This is a genomic window from Phenylobacterium sp. (assembly GCF_036264965.1).
Taxonomy (GTDB): domain Bacteria; phylum Pseudomonadota; class Alphaproteobacteria; order Caulobacterales; family Caulobacteraceae; genus Phenylobacterium.
In genome coordinates this window covers 1-15,099 of the sequence record NZ_DATAPY010000013.1, presented here as the reverse complement: position 1 = coordinate 15,099, position 15,099 = coordinate 1, and the positions used below count along the sequence as shown (strand labels likewise).

General features: G+C 70.1%; 11 protein-coding genes. 7 read left to right on the top strand and 4 right to left on the bottom strand.

What is annotated here, in order from left to right; all coding sequences use genetic code 11:
• Positions 1–1,252 (bottom strand): circularly permuted type 2 ATP-grasp protein (locus tag VHS75_RS01305; RefSeq protein WP_329636796.1); only part of this gene is annotated, 1,252 nt, incomplete at its 3' end.
• A 270-nt stretch (positions 1,253–1,522) separates the two neighbouring features.
• On the opposite strand from VHS75_RS01305, the gene VHS75_RS01300 reads away from it, so the two are divergent.
• On the top strand, positions 1,523–3,328 hold the full coding sequence (locus VHS75_RS01300; RefSeq protein ID WP_329636795.1) for an autotransporter assembly complex family protein: 1,806 nt from the start codon (positions 1,523–1,525) through the stop codon (positions 3,326–3,328).
• Positions 3,325–7,494: a translocation/assembly module TamB domain-containing protein gene (locus tag VHS75_RS01295; RefSeq protein ID WP_329636794.1), complete on the top strand. Its 4,170-nt coding sequence runs from the start codon at positions 3,325–3,327 to the stop codon at positions 7,492–7,494. Before VHS75_RS01300 ends, VHS75_RS01295 begins: the two co-directional genes overlap by 4 nt.
• Here the strand turns inward: VHS75_RS01295 and phhA are convergent.
• Positions 7,488–8,354: a phenylalanine 4-monooxygenase gene (gene phhA, locus VHS75_RS01290; RefSeq protein WP_329636793.1), complete on the bottom strand. Its 867-nt coding sequence runs from the start codon at positions 8,352–8,354 to the stop codon at positions 7,488–7,490. The genes VHS75_RS01295 and phhA overlap by 7 nt on opposite strands.
• A 187-nt stretch (positions 8,355–8,541) precedes the next feature.
• Here phhA and VHS75_RS01285 point away from each other — a divergent pair, with 187 nt between their 5' ends.
• Together VHS75_RS01285 and VHS75_RS01280 are read left to right on the top strand one after the other, a co-directional pair.
• Complete coding sequence (locus tag VHS75_RS01285; protein ID WP_329636792.1) at positions 8,542–10,035, top strand: insulinase family protein; 1,494 nt, start codon at positions 8,542–8,544, stop codon at positions 10,033–10,035.
• Positions 10,032–10,907: a tetratricopeptide repeat protein gene (locus VHS75_RS01280; protein WP_329636791.1), complete on the top strand. Its 876-nt coding sequence runs from the start codon at positions 10,032–10,034 to the stop codon at positions 10,905–10,907. The genes VHS75_RS01285 and VHS75_RS01280 overlap by 4 nt, the downstream gene beginning before the upstream one ends.
• Positions 10,908–10,919: 12 nt before the next feature.
• Here VHS75_RS01280 and hspQ read toward each other — a convergent pair whose 3' ends face one another.
• Positions 10,920–11,249, bottom strand: a complete 330-nt coding sequence (gene hspQ / locus VHS75_RS01275; protein ID WP_329636790.1) for a heat shock protein HspQ — start codon at positions 11,247–11,249, stop codon at positions 10,920–10,922.
• Positions 11,250–11,406: 157 nt separating this feature from the next.
• Here hspQ and VHS75_RS01270 point away from each other — a divergent pair, with 157 nt between their 5' ends.
• The 3 genes from VHS75_RS01270 (at position 11,407) to VHS75_RS01260 (ending at position 13,962) form a co-directional block, all read left to right on the top strand.
• Positions 11,407–12,492, top strand: coding sequence for a Ppx/GppA phosphatase family protein (locus VHS75_RS01270; RefSeq protein ID WP_329636789.1), 1,086 nt, complete (start codon positions 11,407–11,409; stop codon positions 12,490–12,492).
• Positions 12,493–12,502: 10 nt separating this feature from the next.
• Entirely contained in the window at positions 12,503–13,210 is a 708-nt protein-coding gene (locus tag VHS75_RS01265) for an RlmE family RNA methyltransferase (protein ID WP_329636788.1), read from the top strand.
• 83 nt (positions 13,211–13,293) lie between these two features.
• Positions 13,294–13,962, top strand: coding sequence for a hypothetical protein (locus VHS75_RS01260; protein ID WP_329636787.1), 669 nt, complete (start codon positions 13,294–13,296; stop codon positions 13,960–13,962).
• 27 nt (positions 13,963–13,989) lie between these two features.
• On the opposite strand, the gene VHS75_RS01255 is transcribed toward VHS75_RS01260, so the two are convergent.
• Positions 13,990–14,886, bottom strand: coding sequence for a LysR family transcriptional regulator (locus VHS75_RS01255; protein ID WP_329636786.1), 897 nt, complete (start codon positions 14,884–14,886; stop codon positions 13,990–13,992).
• Positions 14,887–15,099: the final 213 nt, after the last annotated feature.

The window sequence follows — 15,099 nt, the reverse complement described above, 5'->3', positions numbered from 1 at the left end:
GGTCAACGTGGCGGGGTTCGATGGCGCCCTCCACCAGGCAGGGCGCCGTGGACAGCTGGATGGTCGGCTGGGCGATATAGTTGGCGGGATCGCCTTTGAGCCGTTCGGCGAACTCGTCGCGCTCGCTCTGGCTGGCGTGGGGCCCGACCAGCATGCCGTAGCCGCCTGACGCACCCACCGCCTTGACCACCAGCTTGTCCAGATTGGCTAGGACATAGCTCAGCTGGCTCGGCTCGCGGCAGAGGAAGGTTTCGATATTGGGCAGGATGGCGTCCTCGCCCAGATAGTAGCGGATGATCTCCGGCACGAAGGCGTAGACCGCCTTGTCGTCGGCCACGCCGGTGCCCGGCGCATTGCAGATCACCACATTGCCGGCGCGGTAGGCGTTGAAGAGGCCGGCCGAACCCAGGCCCGAATCCCTGCGGAAGGTCAGCGGGTCGATGAAATCGTCGTCGACGCGGCGATAGATGATGTCGATGCGCCGCAGGCCCGTGGTGGTGCGCATGTAGACCATGTTGTCGTGGACCACGAGATCACGGCCCTCGACCAACGGCACGCCCATCAGCCGCGCCAGATAGGCGTGCTCGAAATAGGCGGAATTGTAGACGCCGGGGGTCAGCACCACGACCTGTGGATTGGGCCGCCAGTCGGCCGCCATGGACTTCAGCGTGGTCAGTAGCAGGTCCGGATAGCGGTCGATGGGCCGCACGCCAGCGCCGCGGAAGGTGCCGGGGAAGACCCGCTTGGACGCCTCCCGATTGGCCAGCATGTAGGAGACGCCCGAGGGCACCCGCAGATTGTCCTCCAGCACGGCGAACTTGCCGTCCGGCTGGCGGATCAGGTCGGAGCCGCAGACGTTGGCGTACGCCTGGTGCGGCACATAGAGGTTCTGCATCTCCCGCCGGTAGGAGGGTGCGTTCAGCACCAGATCGCGGGGCACCACGCCGTCCATCAGGATCTGTTGGCCGGAATAGATGTCGGCCAGGAACATGTTCAGCGCCTTCAGGCGCTGGGTCAGGCCGGCGTCGATGGTCTTCCACTCATCCGCCGCGATGATGCGGGGCAACAGGTCGGTGGGGATGATCCGCTCGGTGGAGCTTTCGGCCCCGTAGACCGTGAAGGTGATGCCCTGGAGCAGGAAGAACCGCTCGAGGGTCTTCTGCCGTTCGGCCAGCTCGTCGGAACTCAGGGTGTCGATGCGTTCGGCGAGGGCGGCATAGTGCGGTCGCACGTTGCCGGCGGCGTCGCGCATCTCGTCATAGGGCAGGGGCGTGGCCGTCGATGCCGGCGCCCGGTCCGCGGCCTCGGTCTTGGCGACCTGCAACTCCACGCGTGACGTCCCTTTTCCCACCTCTAGTCCTTAAGGCCCTTAAGCCCTCGCCGGAAGATGGGCGCGGCCATTCGTCCGCAGACGGCTCCTGCGAAAGCGACTGCCCAGGCTTTGGGCGCCCGTCGGGCGGCGCAGGTGACAGCCCGGTGGGGCGCGGCTACACCGGGACGGGGCGCGAGAGGATTCGAGAACTTGTCTCGGCTTGTCTACGCCGTCGGCGCCGGGGCCGCCATTTGCCTGCAGGGGCTGGCGTGCCCGGCCAGGGCGGCCGAACCCAAGGCGCAGATCGAGGGAACTCTCGCGCCGGACCTGCGCGCGGCTGTCACGCGCGCGGTCGGCGATGCGGATCGGCCCATCGAAAATCGGTTCGAGGCGCGCCGCCGGGCTCGCGAGGCCGCCGAGGACGCCATCGCAGTCCTGCGGTCGGAAGGCTACTACGCCTATGACGTCGAGCCGGACGTGGGCGAGGGCGACGCCCCCAAGGCGCTGGTGAAGATCACGCCGGGCCCACGGTTCGTGCTCGGCCCGGCCCACATCGACTGGATCGGGGCGATGCCGGATGCTGCGTCGATGGCGGCGGCCCAGAGCGCGCTGGCCCTGACCCCTGGACAGCCCGGCCGGGCCGCCGAGGTCGTGGCCGCCGAGGGGCGCGTCGTGGCCGCGGTGCAGAAGCGCGGCTATGCCGACGCCAAGGCGCAGCCGCGTGAGGTGGTGGTCGATCACGCCGACAAGACCGTCAGCCCCGACTACCGGATCGCCCCCGGCTCGCTGGTGCATCTGGACTCGATCCAGCTGACCACGAAAGGGCGCACCCACCCTGAATGGCTGCAGAACCTGGCGCCCTGGCGGCACGGCGCGGCCTATGACCCCGATCAGGTGGCCGAGCTGGAGCGGCGGCTGCTGGACACCGGGGTCTATGAATCGGTCACCGTCTCGCTGGCGCCCGACACGGACGTCACGCCCGACGGCCTGCGGCCGGTGGTGGTGAGCCTGGCCGAGCGCGACAAGCGCACGCTGGAGCTGGGCGCCAGCTATGACACCACCGACGGGCTCGGCCTGGACGCCAAGTGGACGCGCTACAGCCTGCTGGGGCGGGCCGATACCTTTTCGGTCCTTGGGCGGGTGTCCAATCTCGACAGCCGCGTCGAACTCGATCTGTCGCTGCCCCATTGGTTGACGCCGCAACAGACGCTGGCCCTGCGCACCGCGGTCTATCGGACCAATACGCCCGCCTATGACCAGGAAGGCGTCATGGCCAGCGCCGACGTCACCCACCGCTGGGGCCGCAACGCCACCTTCGGGCTGACGGGCACCTATTTCACCTGGGGCGGTTCGATCGACGTCAGCCGTACGTCCGAGCTGGGGGTGCAGACCCTGACGCCGCTGGGCCGTGATCTGGTCACCCTGGCAGGGCTGGCGGACATGGCCCTGGACCGCTCCGACGACCCGTTGAATCCCCGGCGGGGCTGGCGGGTCAGCATCCGCGTCGAGCCGACGCTGCTGACCGGCGATGGCGTGCTGCCCTACGTCAAGCTGCAGGGGCAGGTCTCCGGGTATGTCCCGTTCGATGTGAACGGCGACACGGTCCTGGCTGCGCGCCTGCACATGGGGGCGATCAGCGACGGCTCAGTAGGCGATATTCCCGCGCCGCAGCGCTTCTACGCTGGCGGCGGCGGGTCGGTGCGCGGCTTCGGCTTCCAGGAGGTCGGGCCCCGGCTCTCCGACAACACGCCGGAGGGCGGGCTGTCGCTGATGGAAACCTCGCTGGAATTGCGCCATCGGCTGACCGAGAAATGGGGCGTCGTGGCCTTTATCGACGCAGGCACGGTGGGGACCGCCCAATTCCCGAGCTTCCGCGACCTCAGCATCGGGGCGGGTTTCGGGGTGCGCTACAATCTGGGCTTCGGGCCGATCCGCATCGACCTGGCCACGCCGGCGACCAGCCGGCGAGGCGAGGCGCCGTTGCAGATCTACGTCAGCATCGGGCAGAGCTTTTGAGCCCCCAGGGCGACATCACCGCGCGGCGGCGCAGGCGGCTTTCCGAGGTGATCCTTGGCGCGCTCCTGGCGGTCGCGGCGCTGCTCGCCCTGGCGATCGTCGGCGTGCGCTACGGCGTACTGCTGCCGCAGGCGCGCCTGCTGATCGAGGCGGCCGCCGACGGGCTGAAGGTGGGCCGGTTCGGACGGCTGAAGATCGAGGGCCTGAGCGGCGACATCTGGCGGAACGTGCGGGTCGCCAAGCTGGTGGTCAGCGACGAGGGCGGGCCGTGGCTGGAGGCCGATAATGTCCATATGACATGGGCTTACATCGCGCTCCTCAGACGCGACTTCCATGCCGGCCATATCGAGATCCAGACCCTGAAGGTCCTGCGCCGGCCGACCTTGACCGAGAAGGGCGAAGACAACGGCCTGCCGTTGTCGTTCCACATCGACCAGGCCCATACCCGCATCGAGATGACCCCCCAGTTCAGCTACGACCGCGGGGTCTATGACCTGGCGTTGAACCTGGATATCGAGCGCAACGGTGACCAGCGCGGGAGCCTGCGCGCCGCCAGCGTCCTGCATCCCGGCGACCACCTGAACCTCGACTACGACCTGGCGAAGACGCGGCCGCTGAAGGTGCTGGTCGATGGCCAGGAGGCGCAGGGCGGCGCGCTGGCGGGCGCTCTGGGCCTGCCGTCACGTCAGCCCTTCGTCATCCGCGTGGCGGCCAGCGGCAAGCGGTCTGAGGGCCAGTTCACCGCCACCGCGAGCTCCGGCGCCGTGCGGCCGTTGAGGGCGCAGGGCGCCTGGACCAAGGATGGCGGCGTCGCGCGCGGCGTGATCTCGCTGACGGCCTCGTCGCTGACGGCGCGGTACGCCGAGCGGTTCGGGCCCTCCGTCAGCTTCGTGCTGGCAGGCCGCCAAGCTGGCGCGGATCTGTTCGCCCTGGATGGCCGGCTGGCCTCAGAGAACCTGTCGGGGCGGGTCCAGGGGCTGGGCGATGTGGGCCAGCGCCGCATCGGACCGCAGGGCCTGGCGCTGACGGCGCAGACGGCCGCCCTGTCGCGGATTACCGGCGGCCCGGCGATGGGCGCGGCGCGAGTCGCGGGCCGGCTGACCCAGGCGACGGTCAAGGCCAGGACCAGCTGGCGGTTCGCCGGCGCCGCATCGCTAGCGAAAGCTGACCTGGGCGACTACGGCCTGACCCAGGTCGCGGGCCCGGTCGAGGCCGCCGAGGCCGAAGGCCAGTGGGACGTAAAGGCCCGGCTGGCCGGCGCCGGCGGACATGGCGCGGGCTATGTGGCCGCGGTGCTGGGCGCAGCGCCCAAGGCCAGTCTGGACGGGTCGAAACTGGCGGACGGGCGGCTGCTGCTGCGTGATCTGCAGATCACCGGAGCCGGGCTGAAGTTGGACGCCTCGGGCGGGCGCAGCCTGTTGGGCGGCCTGACGTTCAAGGGCAAGGCGGTGGTCTCGAATCTGGCCGCGGCGCACCCCGGGGCGACGGGTGCGGCCCAGGCCAGCTGGTCGGCGGGCCAGGCCAAGGCGGGCCAGCCCTGGACCTTCAGCCTTGACGCCCAGGGCGAGAAGCTGGCCAGCGGCTATCCGGAGATCGACCGGCTGCTGGGGCCCAAGCCCGGGCTCAAGGTCCAGGCCAGTCTGCTGGACCGGCGGCTGACGGTGGCGTCCGCCAGTCTCGATGGCGCGGCGGTCAACGCCACGACCTCAGGCGTCCTGGCGCCCGACGGCGGCTTGACGTTCAAGCTCGATTGGACCGCCGAAGGGCCGTTCCGCGCCGGACCGGCGGAGGTTGCGGGCAACGCCAAGGGAACGGGCGCGATCGCCGGCACGCTCGCGGAACTGCGCGCCGACCTAGAGGCCGACCTGGCATCCATCGACGTGCCGCGCCTGCCGCTGAAGGACGCCCACCTGACGCTCAGCTTCCTGCGCAAACCGGACGGATCGAGCGGCAGCGCCGCCCTGACGGCGGCGAGCGACTACGGCCCGGCCCGCGCGCGCTCGGATTTCCGTTTCCCGGAGGGCGGACTCGATCTGACGGCGCTGTCGGTGGACGCCGGCGGAGTGAAGGCGTCGGGATCGCTGTCGCTGCGCAACAACGCGCCCTCGGCCGCCAACCTGGACCTGGCGGTGACGCAGGGCGCCTTCCTGGCCGCCGGCAAGATCGCCGGAACCGTGCGGATTGCCGACGCGGCAGGCGGGGCGCACGCCGCCGCGAACCTGACGGCCGAGAACGTCCGCCTGGCGCAGTCCACGGTGACCGTCCGCACCGGAAAGCTTACCGCCGACGGCCCTCTCGCGCGGCTGCCCTACCAGACCCAATTGACGGGCGCCTCGGACGGCGGGCCTTGGGGGCTGAACGGCCGGGGCGTCTTCTCCGACGCCAAGCCGGGCTATACGGCGACGTTCGACGGGCAGGCGAAGGTGGCCGGCCGCGAACTGCGCACGCTGGAGACGACTCAGGTCCGGTTCGGCGGCCCGGAGCAGAGCGCGCGGATGAAGCTCGCGACCTCCGACGGCGGCCGGATCGACCTCGACGGACGATTGACCGAGGCCGGGACGGATGTGCGCGCCCAGGTGAGCGGCCTGACGCTCGGCCTGCTGGACGAGGATTTGGCTGGGCGCACGGACGCCACCTTGACCCTGCAGGGCCGTGGCCCGCGGCTCGATGGGACGCTGGAGGCCAAGTTGGCCGGCGCGCGCGGCCGCGGCACGGCGGCGGCTTCGGGGATCGACGGCGCCATCCACGGCAAGCTGGCCGACGGAGCCCTGTCGCTCGACATGACCGCGCAGAACGCCCAGGGCCTCAGCGCCAACGGCGCCGTCGTGTTGCCCACCGAGGCGTCTGCGGCGCCTTTCCGCATTGCGATCGCCAGCCAGCAACCGATCCATGGCCGCTTCGCCGCCCAGGGCGAAGTGCGCCCGCTATGGGACCTGCTGGTGGGCGGCGAGCGGAGCCTGGCGGGCAAAGTAATCGCCGAGGGAACCGTAGGCGGGACGCTCAGTCGTCCCAACGCCACGGGCCAGATCAGCGTTGCCGACGGACGCTTCGATGACGGCGCCACCGGGCTGTCGCTGCGCAACGTGGCGCTGAAGGCTGACTTCGCCCGCGATTCCGTCAGCGTCACCCAGGCCACCGGCGTTGACGGGCGCGGCGGCTCTGTGGCCGGGACCGGCGTGATCAGTCTCGCGCGCGAGGGGGCGTCGAGCCTGCGTCTGGACCTGAAGGGCTTCCGACTGATCGACAACGACATGGCCACGGCCTCGGCCACCGGCCGCGCGACGATCGACCGCGCGGCGGACGGCAAGGTGCGGCTCTCCGGCGCGCTGACGATCGACCGGGCAGATGTCGCCGCGCGTCTGCCGACGCCGTCCGGCGTGGTGGTGATGGACGTCGTGGAGAAACACCGCCCCGACGACCTGCCGGCCGCCCTGCCGCCTACCAGTCTGACCGGGGACGGCTGGGCGCTGGACGTCACCCTGAAGGCGCCGCGCGGGGTCTTCCTGAAGGGCCACGGTCTGGACACCGAGCTGTCGCTGGACGCCCATGTGCGCGGCACCACCAACCACCCGGACCTCAGCGGCACGGCGCGGGTCGTGCGCGGCGACTACGACTTCGCCGGCAAGCGATTCGAGTTCGATTCCTCCAGCGTGGTCTATCTGTCGACCCGGGCCGAGCAGGTGCGCCTCGACCTCACAGCAACTCGCGATGACCCGACGCTGACCGCATCCGTGCGCATCCGCGGCACCGCGGCGCGGCCGGAGATCAGCCTGACCTCGACGCCCAGCCTGCCCAACGACGAGGTGCTGAGCCAGGTGCTGTTTGGGCGTACCGCCTCGCAGCTCTCGCCGCTGGAGGCCGCGCAGTTGGCCTCGGCGCTGAGCTCCTTGGCGGGCGGCGGCGGGTTGGACGTGATCGGCAATCTGCGGACTTTCGCCGGCCTCGACCGGCTGGCGCTGGGCGGCGGCGACGCGACCTCAGGCGCCATGAGCATATCTGGCGGCAAGTATCTGACAGATAACGTTTATCTTGAATTGACCGGGGGTGGTCGCGACGGCGGCGCGGCGCAGGTCGAGTGGCGGGTGAAGCGCAATCTGTCGATCGTCAGCCGGGTCGGCGGCCAGGGCGCCGGACGCCTCGCCGTCCGCTGGCGGCGCGACTACTGAGCCGCGCGCGCCGCCGCGTAGTCCTGGGTGCCGCGGGTGAGGACTTCGTCGGTCGGCAGAATCTCGGCGATGGGGATGTCGCGGGCCTGCTCCAGACGATCATAGATTGCGCCGAAATCCTGGAGTGTGGCGTCGAGCAGGGCCTGCAGCGAAGGGATCACGAAGTAGACCTGCTGGAAGTCGTCGATACGGTAGGGCGTGCGCATTACCCGCTCCAGATCGAAGCCCAGGCGATTTGGCGAGGGATTGTCGAGCGCGAAGATCGATTCCGCGTGGCTGGAGACGATGCCGGCGCCGTAGATCCGCGCGCCCTGGGGCGTCTGCAGCAGGCCGAACTCCACCGTGTACCAGTAGAGCCGCGCCAGGTTGGCGAGCTGGCCGCGCTGCGTCGCCCGCTGCCCGCCGCGGCCGTAGGCGGCCATGTAGTCGGCGAACACCGGGTCGGTGAGCATCGGCACATGGCCGAACACGTCGTGGAAGATGTCCGGCTCCTGCAGGTAGTCCAGCTCGTCCGGCTTGCGGATGAACTGCCCCGCCGGGAAGCGGCGGTTGGCCAGATGGTCGAAGAACACCTCGTCGGGCACTAGGCCCGGCACGGCGACCACGCTCCAGCCGGTCAGGCGGTTCAATTCGACGTTGATCCGCGCGAAATCGGGGATGCCGGAGCGGTGCAAGTCGAGGGCCTCAAGGCCCCTCAGGAACGGTTCGGCGGCTCGGCCCGGCAACAAGGCGGTCTGCCGCTCATAGAGGGTGATCCAGATCTGGTGCTCGGCCGCGGTATAGTCGGGCCAGCCCTGGTCGATGGTCCAGTCGGGCCGCGCCTCGGCGGGCGGGCCATTGGTGAAGCCGTCTGCGCTCATAGCGGCAGAATGGCCGCTTTCGGCGGGAAGTTCCGTTCTGAGTTGGCCGCCAGGACGGGGCGCCGCGGAAAGATCGTCTCAGGACCGTGGGCGTGGCGCATAAATCGCCCACTTGCCGGCCGCTGCGCGCCTCGCAATTGCCACCGTCGGACCTTCCAGACTAAGCCACGGGTCTTGTGGGGTCGGATTGCTGAGACGAAGTTCCTTTCTGGCGGGCGTGTTCGCCCTGGCGTGGCTCGCGACGGGCCCCGCGTTGGCCCAGCCGCCGGCCGCGCTGGGCGTGGCCGCCGATCCCGCGCTGCTGCGCTGGGACCCGTCGATTCGCACCGGCGTGCTGCCCAATGGCCTGCGCTATGCGGTCCAGCGCAGCAGCCTGCCGAAGGGCGCCATGTCGCTGCGGCTGGGGATCGGCGTCGGCAGCTACGACGAGGCGGACGACGAGCGCGGCGGGGCGCACCTGATCGAACACCTGGCCTTCGACGGCAGCCGCTCGTTCCCGGAGCATCAGCTCGACCTGATCTTCGCGCCGCTGCACGTGACCTTCGCCCATGACCGCAACGCGTCGAGCGACCTGAAACAGACCGTCTATCAGCTGGATCTTCCGTCCACTGACGCCAGCGGCCTGGATGTGGCCACCAAGTGGCTGCGTGACGTGGCCGACGGTCTCAGCTTCAAGGACGCGGCGATCGCCCGCGAGCGCGCCGCCATGGAGGCTGAGCGCCGGGCGCGGGCGTCCGACGTGCTGCGGGTGTTGCGGGGCAAGATGGACGCCTTCGAGGACGGCGACCTGCGCTCCGGCGCGCGCTCGACGCCTCTGGGGACGCCGGAGAGCCTGGCGGCGATGACGCCGGCGCGGCTGCAGGGCTTCTATGACCGCTGGTATCGGCCGGACAACGCCTCGGTGGTGCTGGTCGGCGACCTTCCGCCCGACGTGCTGGAGCAGAAGGTGAAGGCGGTGTTTGGCGACTGGGCGCCGCGCGGCTCGGCGGGCGTGCGCGCGCCCCGCGCACCGCCGTCGACGCCCCGAGGCGCCGACGCCCTGGTGCTGAGCGAAGGCAAGCTGCCGGCCATTGCGGGCATCTGCCGAGTTGCGGCGCCGGAGGCCGGCGGCTCGCCGGACGAACGGCTGCACGCGCTCCTGCTGCGCGGCCTCTGGGAGGCGATCCTGCAGCAGCGGATCAATGTGCTGAGGTCGCGCAAGGACGCGCCGTTCCTCGAGGCCACGATCAGTGACGACATACGGCCGGATTCGCTGAAGAGCTGTGTCGGGATCATTCCTCTGCCCGGCCAGGAGATCCGCGCCGTGGGCATGATCGAGGCGGAGATCCGCCGCTTCACCGCCGAAGGGCCCACCGAGGACGAGACCGATGCGGGGTTGGAGCAGGTGCGCGCCTCGGTGCGCGGGTCCATCGCCGGCAACGCCGACCCTTCGCACGATCGCGCCGCGAAGGTGCTCGACCGGACGCTGGACGGCATGCCGCAGCTCGCGCCGCGCGAGGGGCTGCGGGCCTTCGATGTCCTGATGGAGGACACCCGGCCGGCGACCGTGCGCGCGGCCTTCGCCCGGGATTGGTCCGGCTGGGGGCCGTTGGCGCCGGTCAATTCGCCGCGGCCGCTGTCGGCCGACGAGCTGAAGACCGCCATGATCGGCGACGCCTACAAGTCGACGGGGGCGAAATGAGCGGCGCGCGCACCTTGGCCGTCGCCTGCGCCTTTGCGCTGGGCCTCGCCGGCGCAGCGCAGGCCGCGACGCGGGAGGAGCTGACCAAGGCCGCAGACTCTTACCGCGCCCAGCTTCGCACCCAGCCGAACAATCCGGACCTGCACGCCATGCTCGGCGAGACCCTGGAGTCGCTTGGCGACGACGCCGGCGCCATGGCCGAGTACGAGCGCGGCCTGCGTGGGCCGGGCGACACCCACCGCGCCCTGATCGATCACGGCCAGCTGCTGGTTCGCCAGGGCCGGTTCGACGAGGGGCGCAAGGATTTCAATCGCGCGCTCAGCCAGAACTCGAAGGATGTCGAGGCCCTGACCGCGCGCGGCCACAGCTGGGTCGCGGAGGGCAAGAACAAGAAGGCGCTCGCCGCCCTGGAGGACTTCAACGCGGCGCTGTCGATCCGGCCCGACGACGGCGCGGCCCTGAACGCGCGGGGCAGCTTCTACCTCGCCCAACTGAAGCCGGAGCTGGCGGTCAAGGACTTCGACAAGGCGCTGGCGGCCAGCCCCAACGACGACGTGGTGCTCTACAACCGCGGCATGGCCTGGAAGCAGCTCAACCGCTACGACCGCGCGCTGCGGGATTTCAACGCGGCCCTGCGGGTCACGCCGGGCGACCCGATGACCCTGGCCGCCAAGGGCGACGCGTATCGCCAGCTCGGCGATCTGCTGCTGGCGCGGGAGTTCTACGACGCCGCCCTGAAGGCCGATCCCCGCAGCGCGATGTCCTGGGAAGCCCGCGGCGAGATCCGGGTGGCGCTGGGCGACACGTCCGGCGGCGAGGCCGACAAGGCGCAGGCCCACAAGCTCGATCCGGCGGTGGAGCGCTCGCTGTAGCCTAGTGGCTGATCAGTGGCTGATCCGCGGGCGCAGCTTGTACTGGCCCTCGCGGAACGACTCGAACAGCATTGCGGCCTGCGGATGGCCGACCGGCTGGCCGGTGTCGTCGGGCAGGAGGTTCTGCTCCGAGACGTAGGCCACGTAGGAGCTTTCGTCGTTCTCGGCCAAGAGATGGTAGAACGGCTGGTCCTTGTGGGGCCGGATGTTCTCGGGAATCGACAGCCAGTACTCCTCGGTGTTCGAGAAGGTGGGGTCGACGTCGAAGATCACGCCACGGAACGGATAGACGCGGTGACGCACGACCTGCCCGATGGCGAATTTTGCGCTCTGCGTATTCATGGCCACGAATCTACCGCGGGGCTCCTAACCGGGAGGTGAACGTAGCGTTCAAAACCCTCCGTTCAAGGCCAAGCCTTCCGAGAGGCGAGTGGGCTTGCTAAGCTCAACGCGAAGTGAGGCGCGCCGGGGTGCGCCTGCGAAGGACGGGTAACAGTCCATGACGGAGGCGCCGCGCGCGCCCGAAGCCACGATGCGTGGCCGGGAGAGAGTTCCGGGCGAGCCCCCCTGCTATGGGGCGCTGGACCTGGGTACCAACAATTGCCGCCTGCTGATCGCGACGCCGCAGGGGCCAAGCGGCTTCCGGGTCATCGAGGCCTATTCGCGAATCGTCCGCCTCGGCGAGGGCCTGGGCGCGTCCGGGCGGCTCTCCGAGGCCGCGATGGAGAGGGCCATGGTGGCGCTGAAGGTCAGCGCCGAGAAGCTGCGCCGCCGCCGCGTGCTGCGCCTGCGCGCCATCGCCACCCAGGCCTGCCGCATGGCGGAGAACGGCCAGGCCTTCATCGACGAGGTGTTCGCCGAGACCGGCCTGCGCCTGCAGATCATCCCGCCGCAGGAGGAGGCGCGACTTTCGGTCGCGGGATGCCTCAACCTGATCGACCGCAGCACGGACGCGGCCCTGGTGGTCGATGTGGGCGGCGGCTCGACGGAACTGTCCTGGGTGGATCTCAAGGGCGCGCCGCCCACCGGCATGCCGCCGTTGAGGGCCTGGCTGTCCGTGCCGATCGGGGTGGTGACGCTGGCGGAGAAGTTCCCGGAGGGCGAGACCGCCACCGAGGCCTGGTTCCGCGCCATGGTCGAGACCGTGAAGACCGAGATCGCCGCCTTCCGTCGCGCTGACGGCCTGCGCGAGGTGTTCGACGCCGACCGCGCGCACCTGATCGGCACCTCCGGCGCGATCACCAGCCTGGCGGGCCTGCACCTGGAACTGCCGCGCTATGACCGCAACCGCGTCGACGGCATCTGGATGACCCGCGACGATTGCGAGGCCGCCGCCGGACGGCTGCTGTCGCTGAACGCCACGGAGCGCGCCGCCCAGCCGTGCATCGGGCCGGACCGGTCGGACCTGGTGCTGGCGGGCGCGGCGATCCTGCAGGCCGTGCAGGAGCTGTGGCCGTGCAGCCGCGTCCGCGTCGCCGACCGCGGCCTGCGCGAAGGCATATTGCTCTCGCTGATGGCGGACCGTGGTAGTCGTCACCGTCGCCGTCGCCGTCGCGGCCCCCGCCGCGCCGAGGCCGCCGAATGAGCCCCCCGCGATGAGCGAAGATCCGCCGCCCCGCAAACGCATGGTCAAGCCGCCCACCGGCGGGACCGAGGCCGGCCGAGTCGTGCCCGAACGGCTGAAAACCGCGTGGAAGCGCACGCCCTCGCAGCAGGCCTGGCTGTCGCGCCAGATCAACGACCCCTTCGCCGCCAAGGCCCGCGCCCACGGCTATCGCAGCCGCGCGGCCTACAAGCTGACCGAGCTCGACGACAAGCTGCGCCTGCTGAAGCCAGGCGCGCGGGTCGTCGACCTGGGTGCGGCCCCCGGCGGCTGGACCCAGGTGGCCCTGGAGCGCGGCGTGACCCACATCGTGGGCGTCGACCTCTTGCCCGTCGATCCGCTGCCGCCGGCTGTCATCCTGGAGATGGACTTCACCGACCCGGCCTGCGGCCCCGAACTCATCCGCCTGCTGGGCGGGGCGCCGGACCTCGTGATGTCTGACATCGCGCCGAACACCGTCGGCCACCGCCAGACCGACCACCTGCGGATCGTCGGCCTGATCGAAGCCGGCGTCGATTTCGCCCTCGACGTGCTGAAGCCCGGCGGCGCCTTCGTCGCCAAGGCCTTCCAGGGCGGCGAGACCGCTGAGGTGATCGGCACCCTGAAACGCCACTTCGCCGACGTGAAGACCGTCAAGCCCAAGGCCAGCCGGTCGGACTCATCGGAACTTTATCTGGTAGCGACGGGCTTCAAGGGCTGAGCCCGCATGGAGGCGAAATCGTGGAGCGAGTACCAGTCGCCATCCCCCTTCCTACATCCCTTTCGGGGCGGCGTGGTCGTCCGTTGCGCGATTGGCCACTGTGGGGCGCGATCTGTATCGTTCTGCTGGCTGTCCTCTTCGCTGCCTGGAAGGCCGCGTCGTCGCGAGAAGACTGGCTCGCTGCGAATGGCGCGACCCTCCTGGGCGCAACAGCGGGCGCTGCGGCGCTGTTCTTCATCGCCGCAGGCGCCTTTGCTCAGGCCCGTCAGGCGCAGAGCACCGAACTGCTCAGCGCCTTCGAACTGGCGCGGCCGGATCTTGAAGACCTTTCGAGACGCATAGCGGTCAATGCGCGGTTGGTCGTCAGCGAATACTGCGACGGCCGGCCGGGCAAGCTCGCCCAGCGAGAGCTGGAATACGTCGCGGGCGACCGGACCAGCTTCGCTCGACTCTTCGCCCATGGTGGGCGCATCGCTTCCTCGCTGGGCGCCAAGTCGAAGCTCGCGCTTAACACGAAGCGAAACCTTCAGCGGCAAGTCCGCCTGTATATTCAGATTTTCGAACGCGTCCTTGATCTCGCGCCCGGTGATGAACTTCGTGGCTTTGTTCTGGAGCTGCCACTGGGCCGCGCCTATTGCGCGCTCAAGATCGCGGCGAGCGAAGATGAGAGCGGTGATTTGCTCGCCTTCCTTACTTCGATCGATCCGGCCCCGGACCCTGAGGTCGATGTCGAGACCGCCGAACCTCGCTGACCATCTAAGGTCGTCACCCTGCCGATTTCAGTGACCCGGCGGCGGAGCAGCAGTCCGCGCACCCTGTTCGATTAGCCAGCGGCGAAAGACGGTCAGGGCCCGGCTCTCGCTGCCCGGCGCGGCCAGGAGGGCGAAGGCGCTCTCAGCGCGGCGAAAACCAAGTGGGGCGACCAGTCGGCCCTCGGCGATCTCCTCGGCGACCAGAGGCCAGGAGATGATGGCGACGCCCAGGCCCGCCAGGGCGGCGTCCAGCGCATAGTGGACGTGGGCGAAGGGCTGTTCCGGCGCGGGCGCGAGCTCGATCCCGGCCAGCTCGGCCCAGATGGCCCAGCCTTGCGGGTGGCTCTGGGCGGCGAGGCGCGGCGCCGACAGCGGAACGGCGGCGAAGCGCTCGGCCAAGGCCGGGGTCATCACCGGGCCCGTGTAGTTCTGAATGAAGGGCGTGACGAGTGGGTCAGCCAGGCGCGCGGCCTGGGCGATGCGGACCACAGCTTGCGCCCCCCGATGCGACGTCGCCTGCGACGGCAGTTCCTCCAGATGCAGGCGGATCTCCGGGTGGCGCTCCGCGAAGTCGCCCAGGCGCGGGATCAGCCATTTCACCGAGACGCTGGCGTTGACCGCCAGGTGCAGGTCCTCGCCGTCGCTTTTCAGGTGCCGCACCGCTGAGGCGATCTCGTCGAAGGCGTGGCTGAGCGCCGGAAGCAGGGCCTGGCCGGCCGGGGTGAGCGCCAGGCGGTGTTTGGGCCCCTGGAACAGGCGCACGCCGAGCGAGGCCTCCAGCGCCTTCACCTGCCGGCTGACGGCGCTGTGGGTGACGTTCAACTCCTCGGCGGCGAGGGTGGCGCGGCCGGTGCGCGCCATAGCCTCGAAAGCGCGGAGCGCATTCAGAGAGGGCAGGGATGTGGATGTGAGATTATCGAACATCATCTCGTGAATATGTCGATTTCCGCGCAGGCGCAATTGCGGCATGCACGGATATGGAGCCGTCCCTCACCTTGCAGCAGCCACCCAGCCTCGGCCGCCAAGGCGTCGCCGACGCGACCAGCCGGCTCTTCTCCTCGCTCCTCGCCACGGTCTTCAGCCGTCCAGCCCCGGCCCCCGCCGCGCCCCGCGCGCAGGAAGCCTGGCGCAGTTACG

Coding starts and splice junctions, on each gene's coding strand:
- VHS75_RS01265 (WP_329636788.1), top strand. CDS start 12,503: ATGAGCGAAGATCCGCCGCCCCGCAAACGCATGGTCAAGCCGCCCACC.
- phhA (WP_329636793.1), bottom strand. CDS start 8,354: ATGAGCGCAGACGGCTTCACCAATGGCCCGCCCGCCGAGGCGCGGCCC.
- VHS75_RS01270 (WP_329636789.1), top strand. CDS start 11,407: ATGACGGAGGCGCCGCGCGCGCCCGAAGCCACGATGCGTGGCCGGGAG.
- hspQ (WP_329636790.1), bottom strand. CDS start 11,249: ATGAATACGCAGAGCGCAAAATTCGCCATCGGGCAGGTCGTGCGTCAC.
- VHS75_RS01255 (WP_329636786.1), bottom strand. CDS start 14,886: ATGTTCGATAATCTCACATCCACATCCCTGCCCTCTCTGAATGCGCTC.
- VHS75_RS01280 (WP_329636791.1), top strand. CDS start 10,032: ATGAGCGGCGCGCGCACCTTGGCCGTCGCCTGCGCCTTTGCGCTGGGC.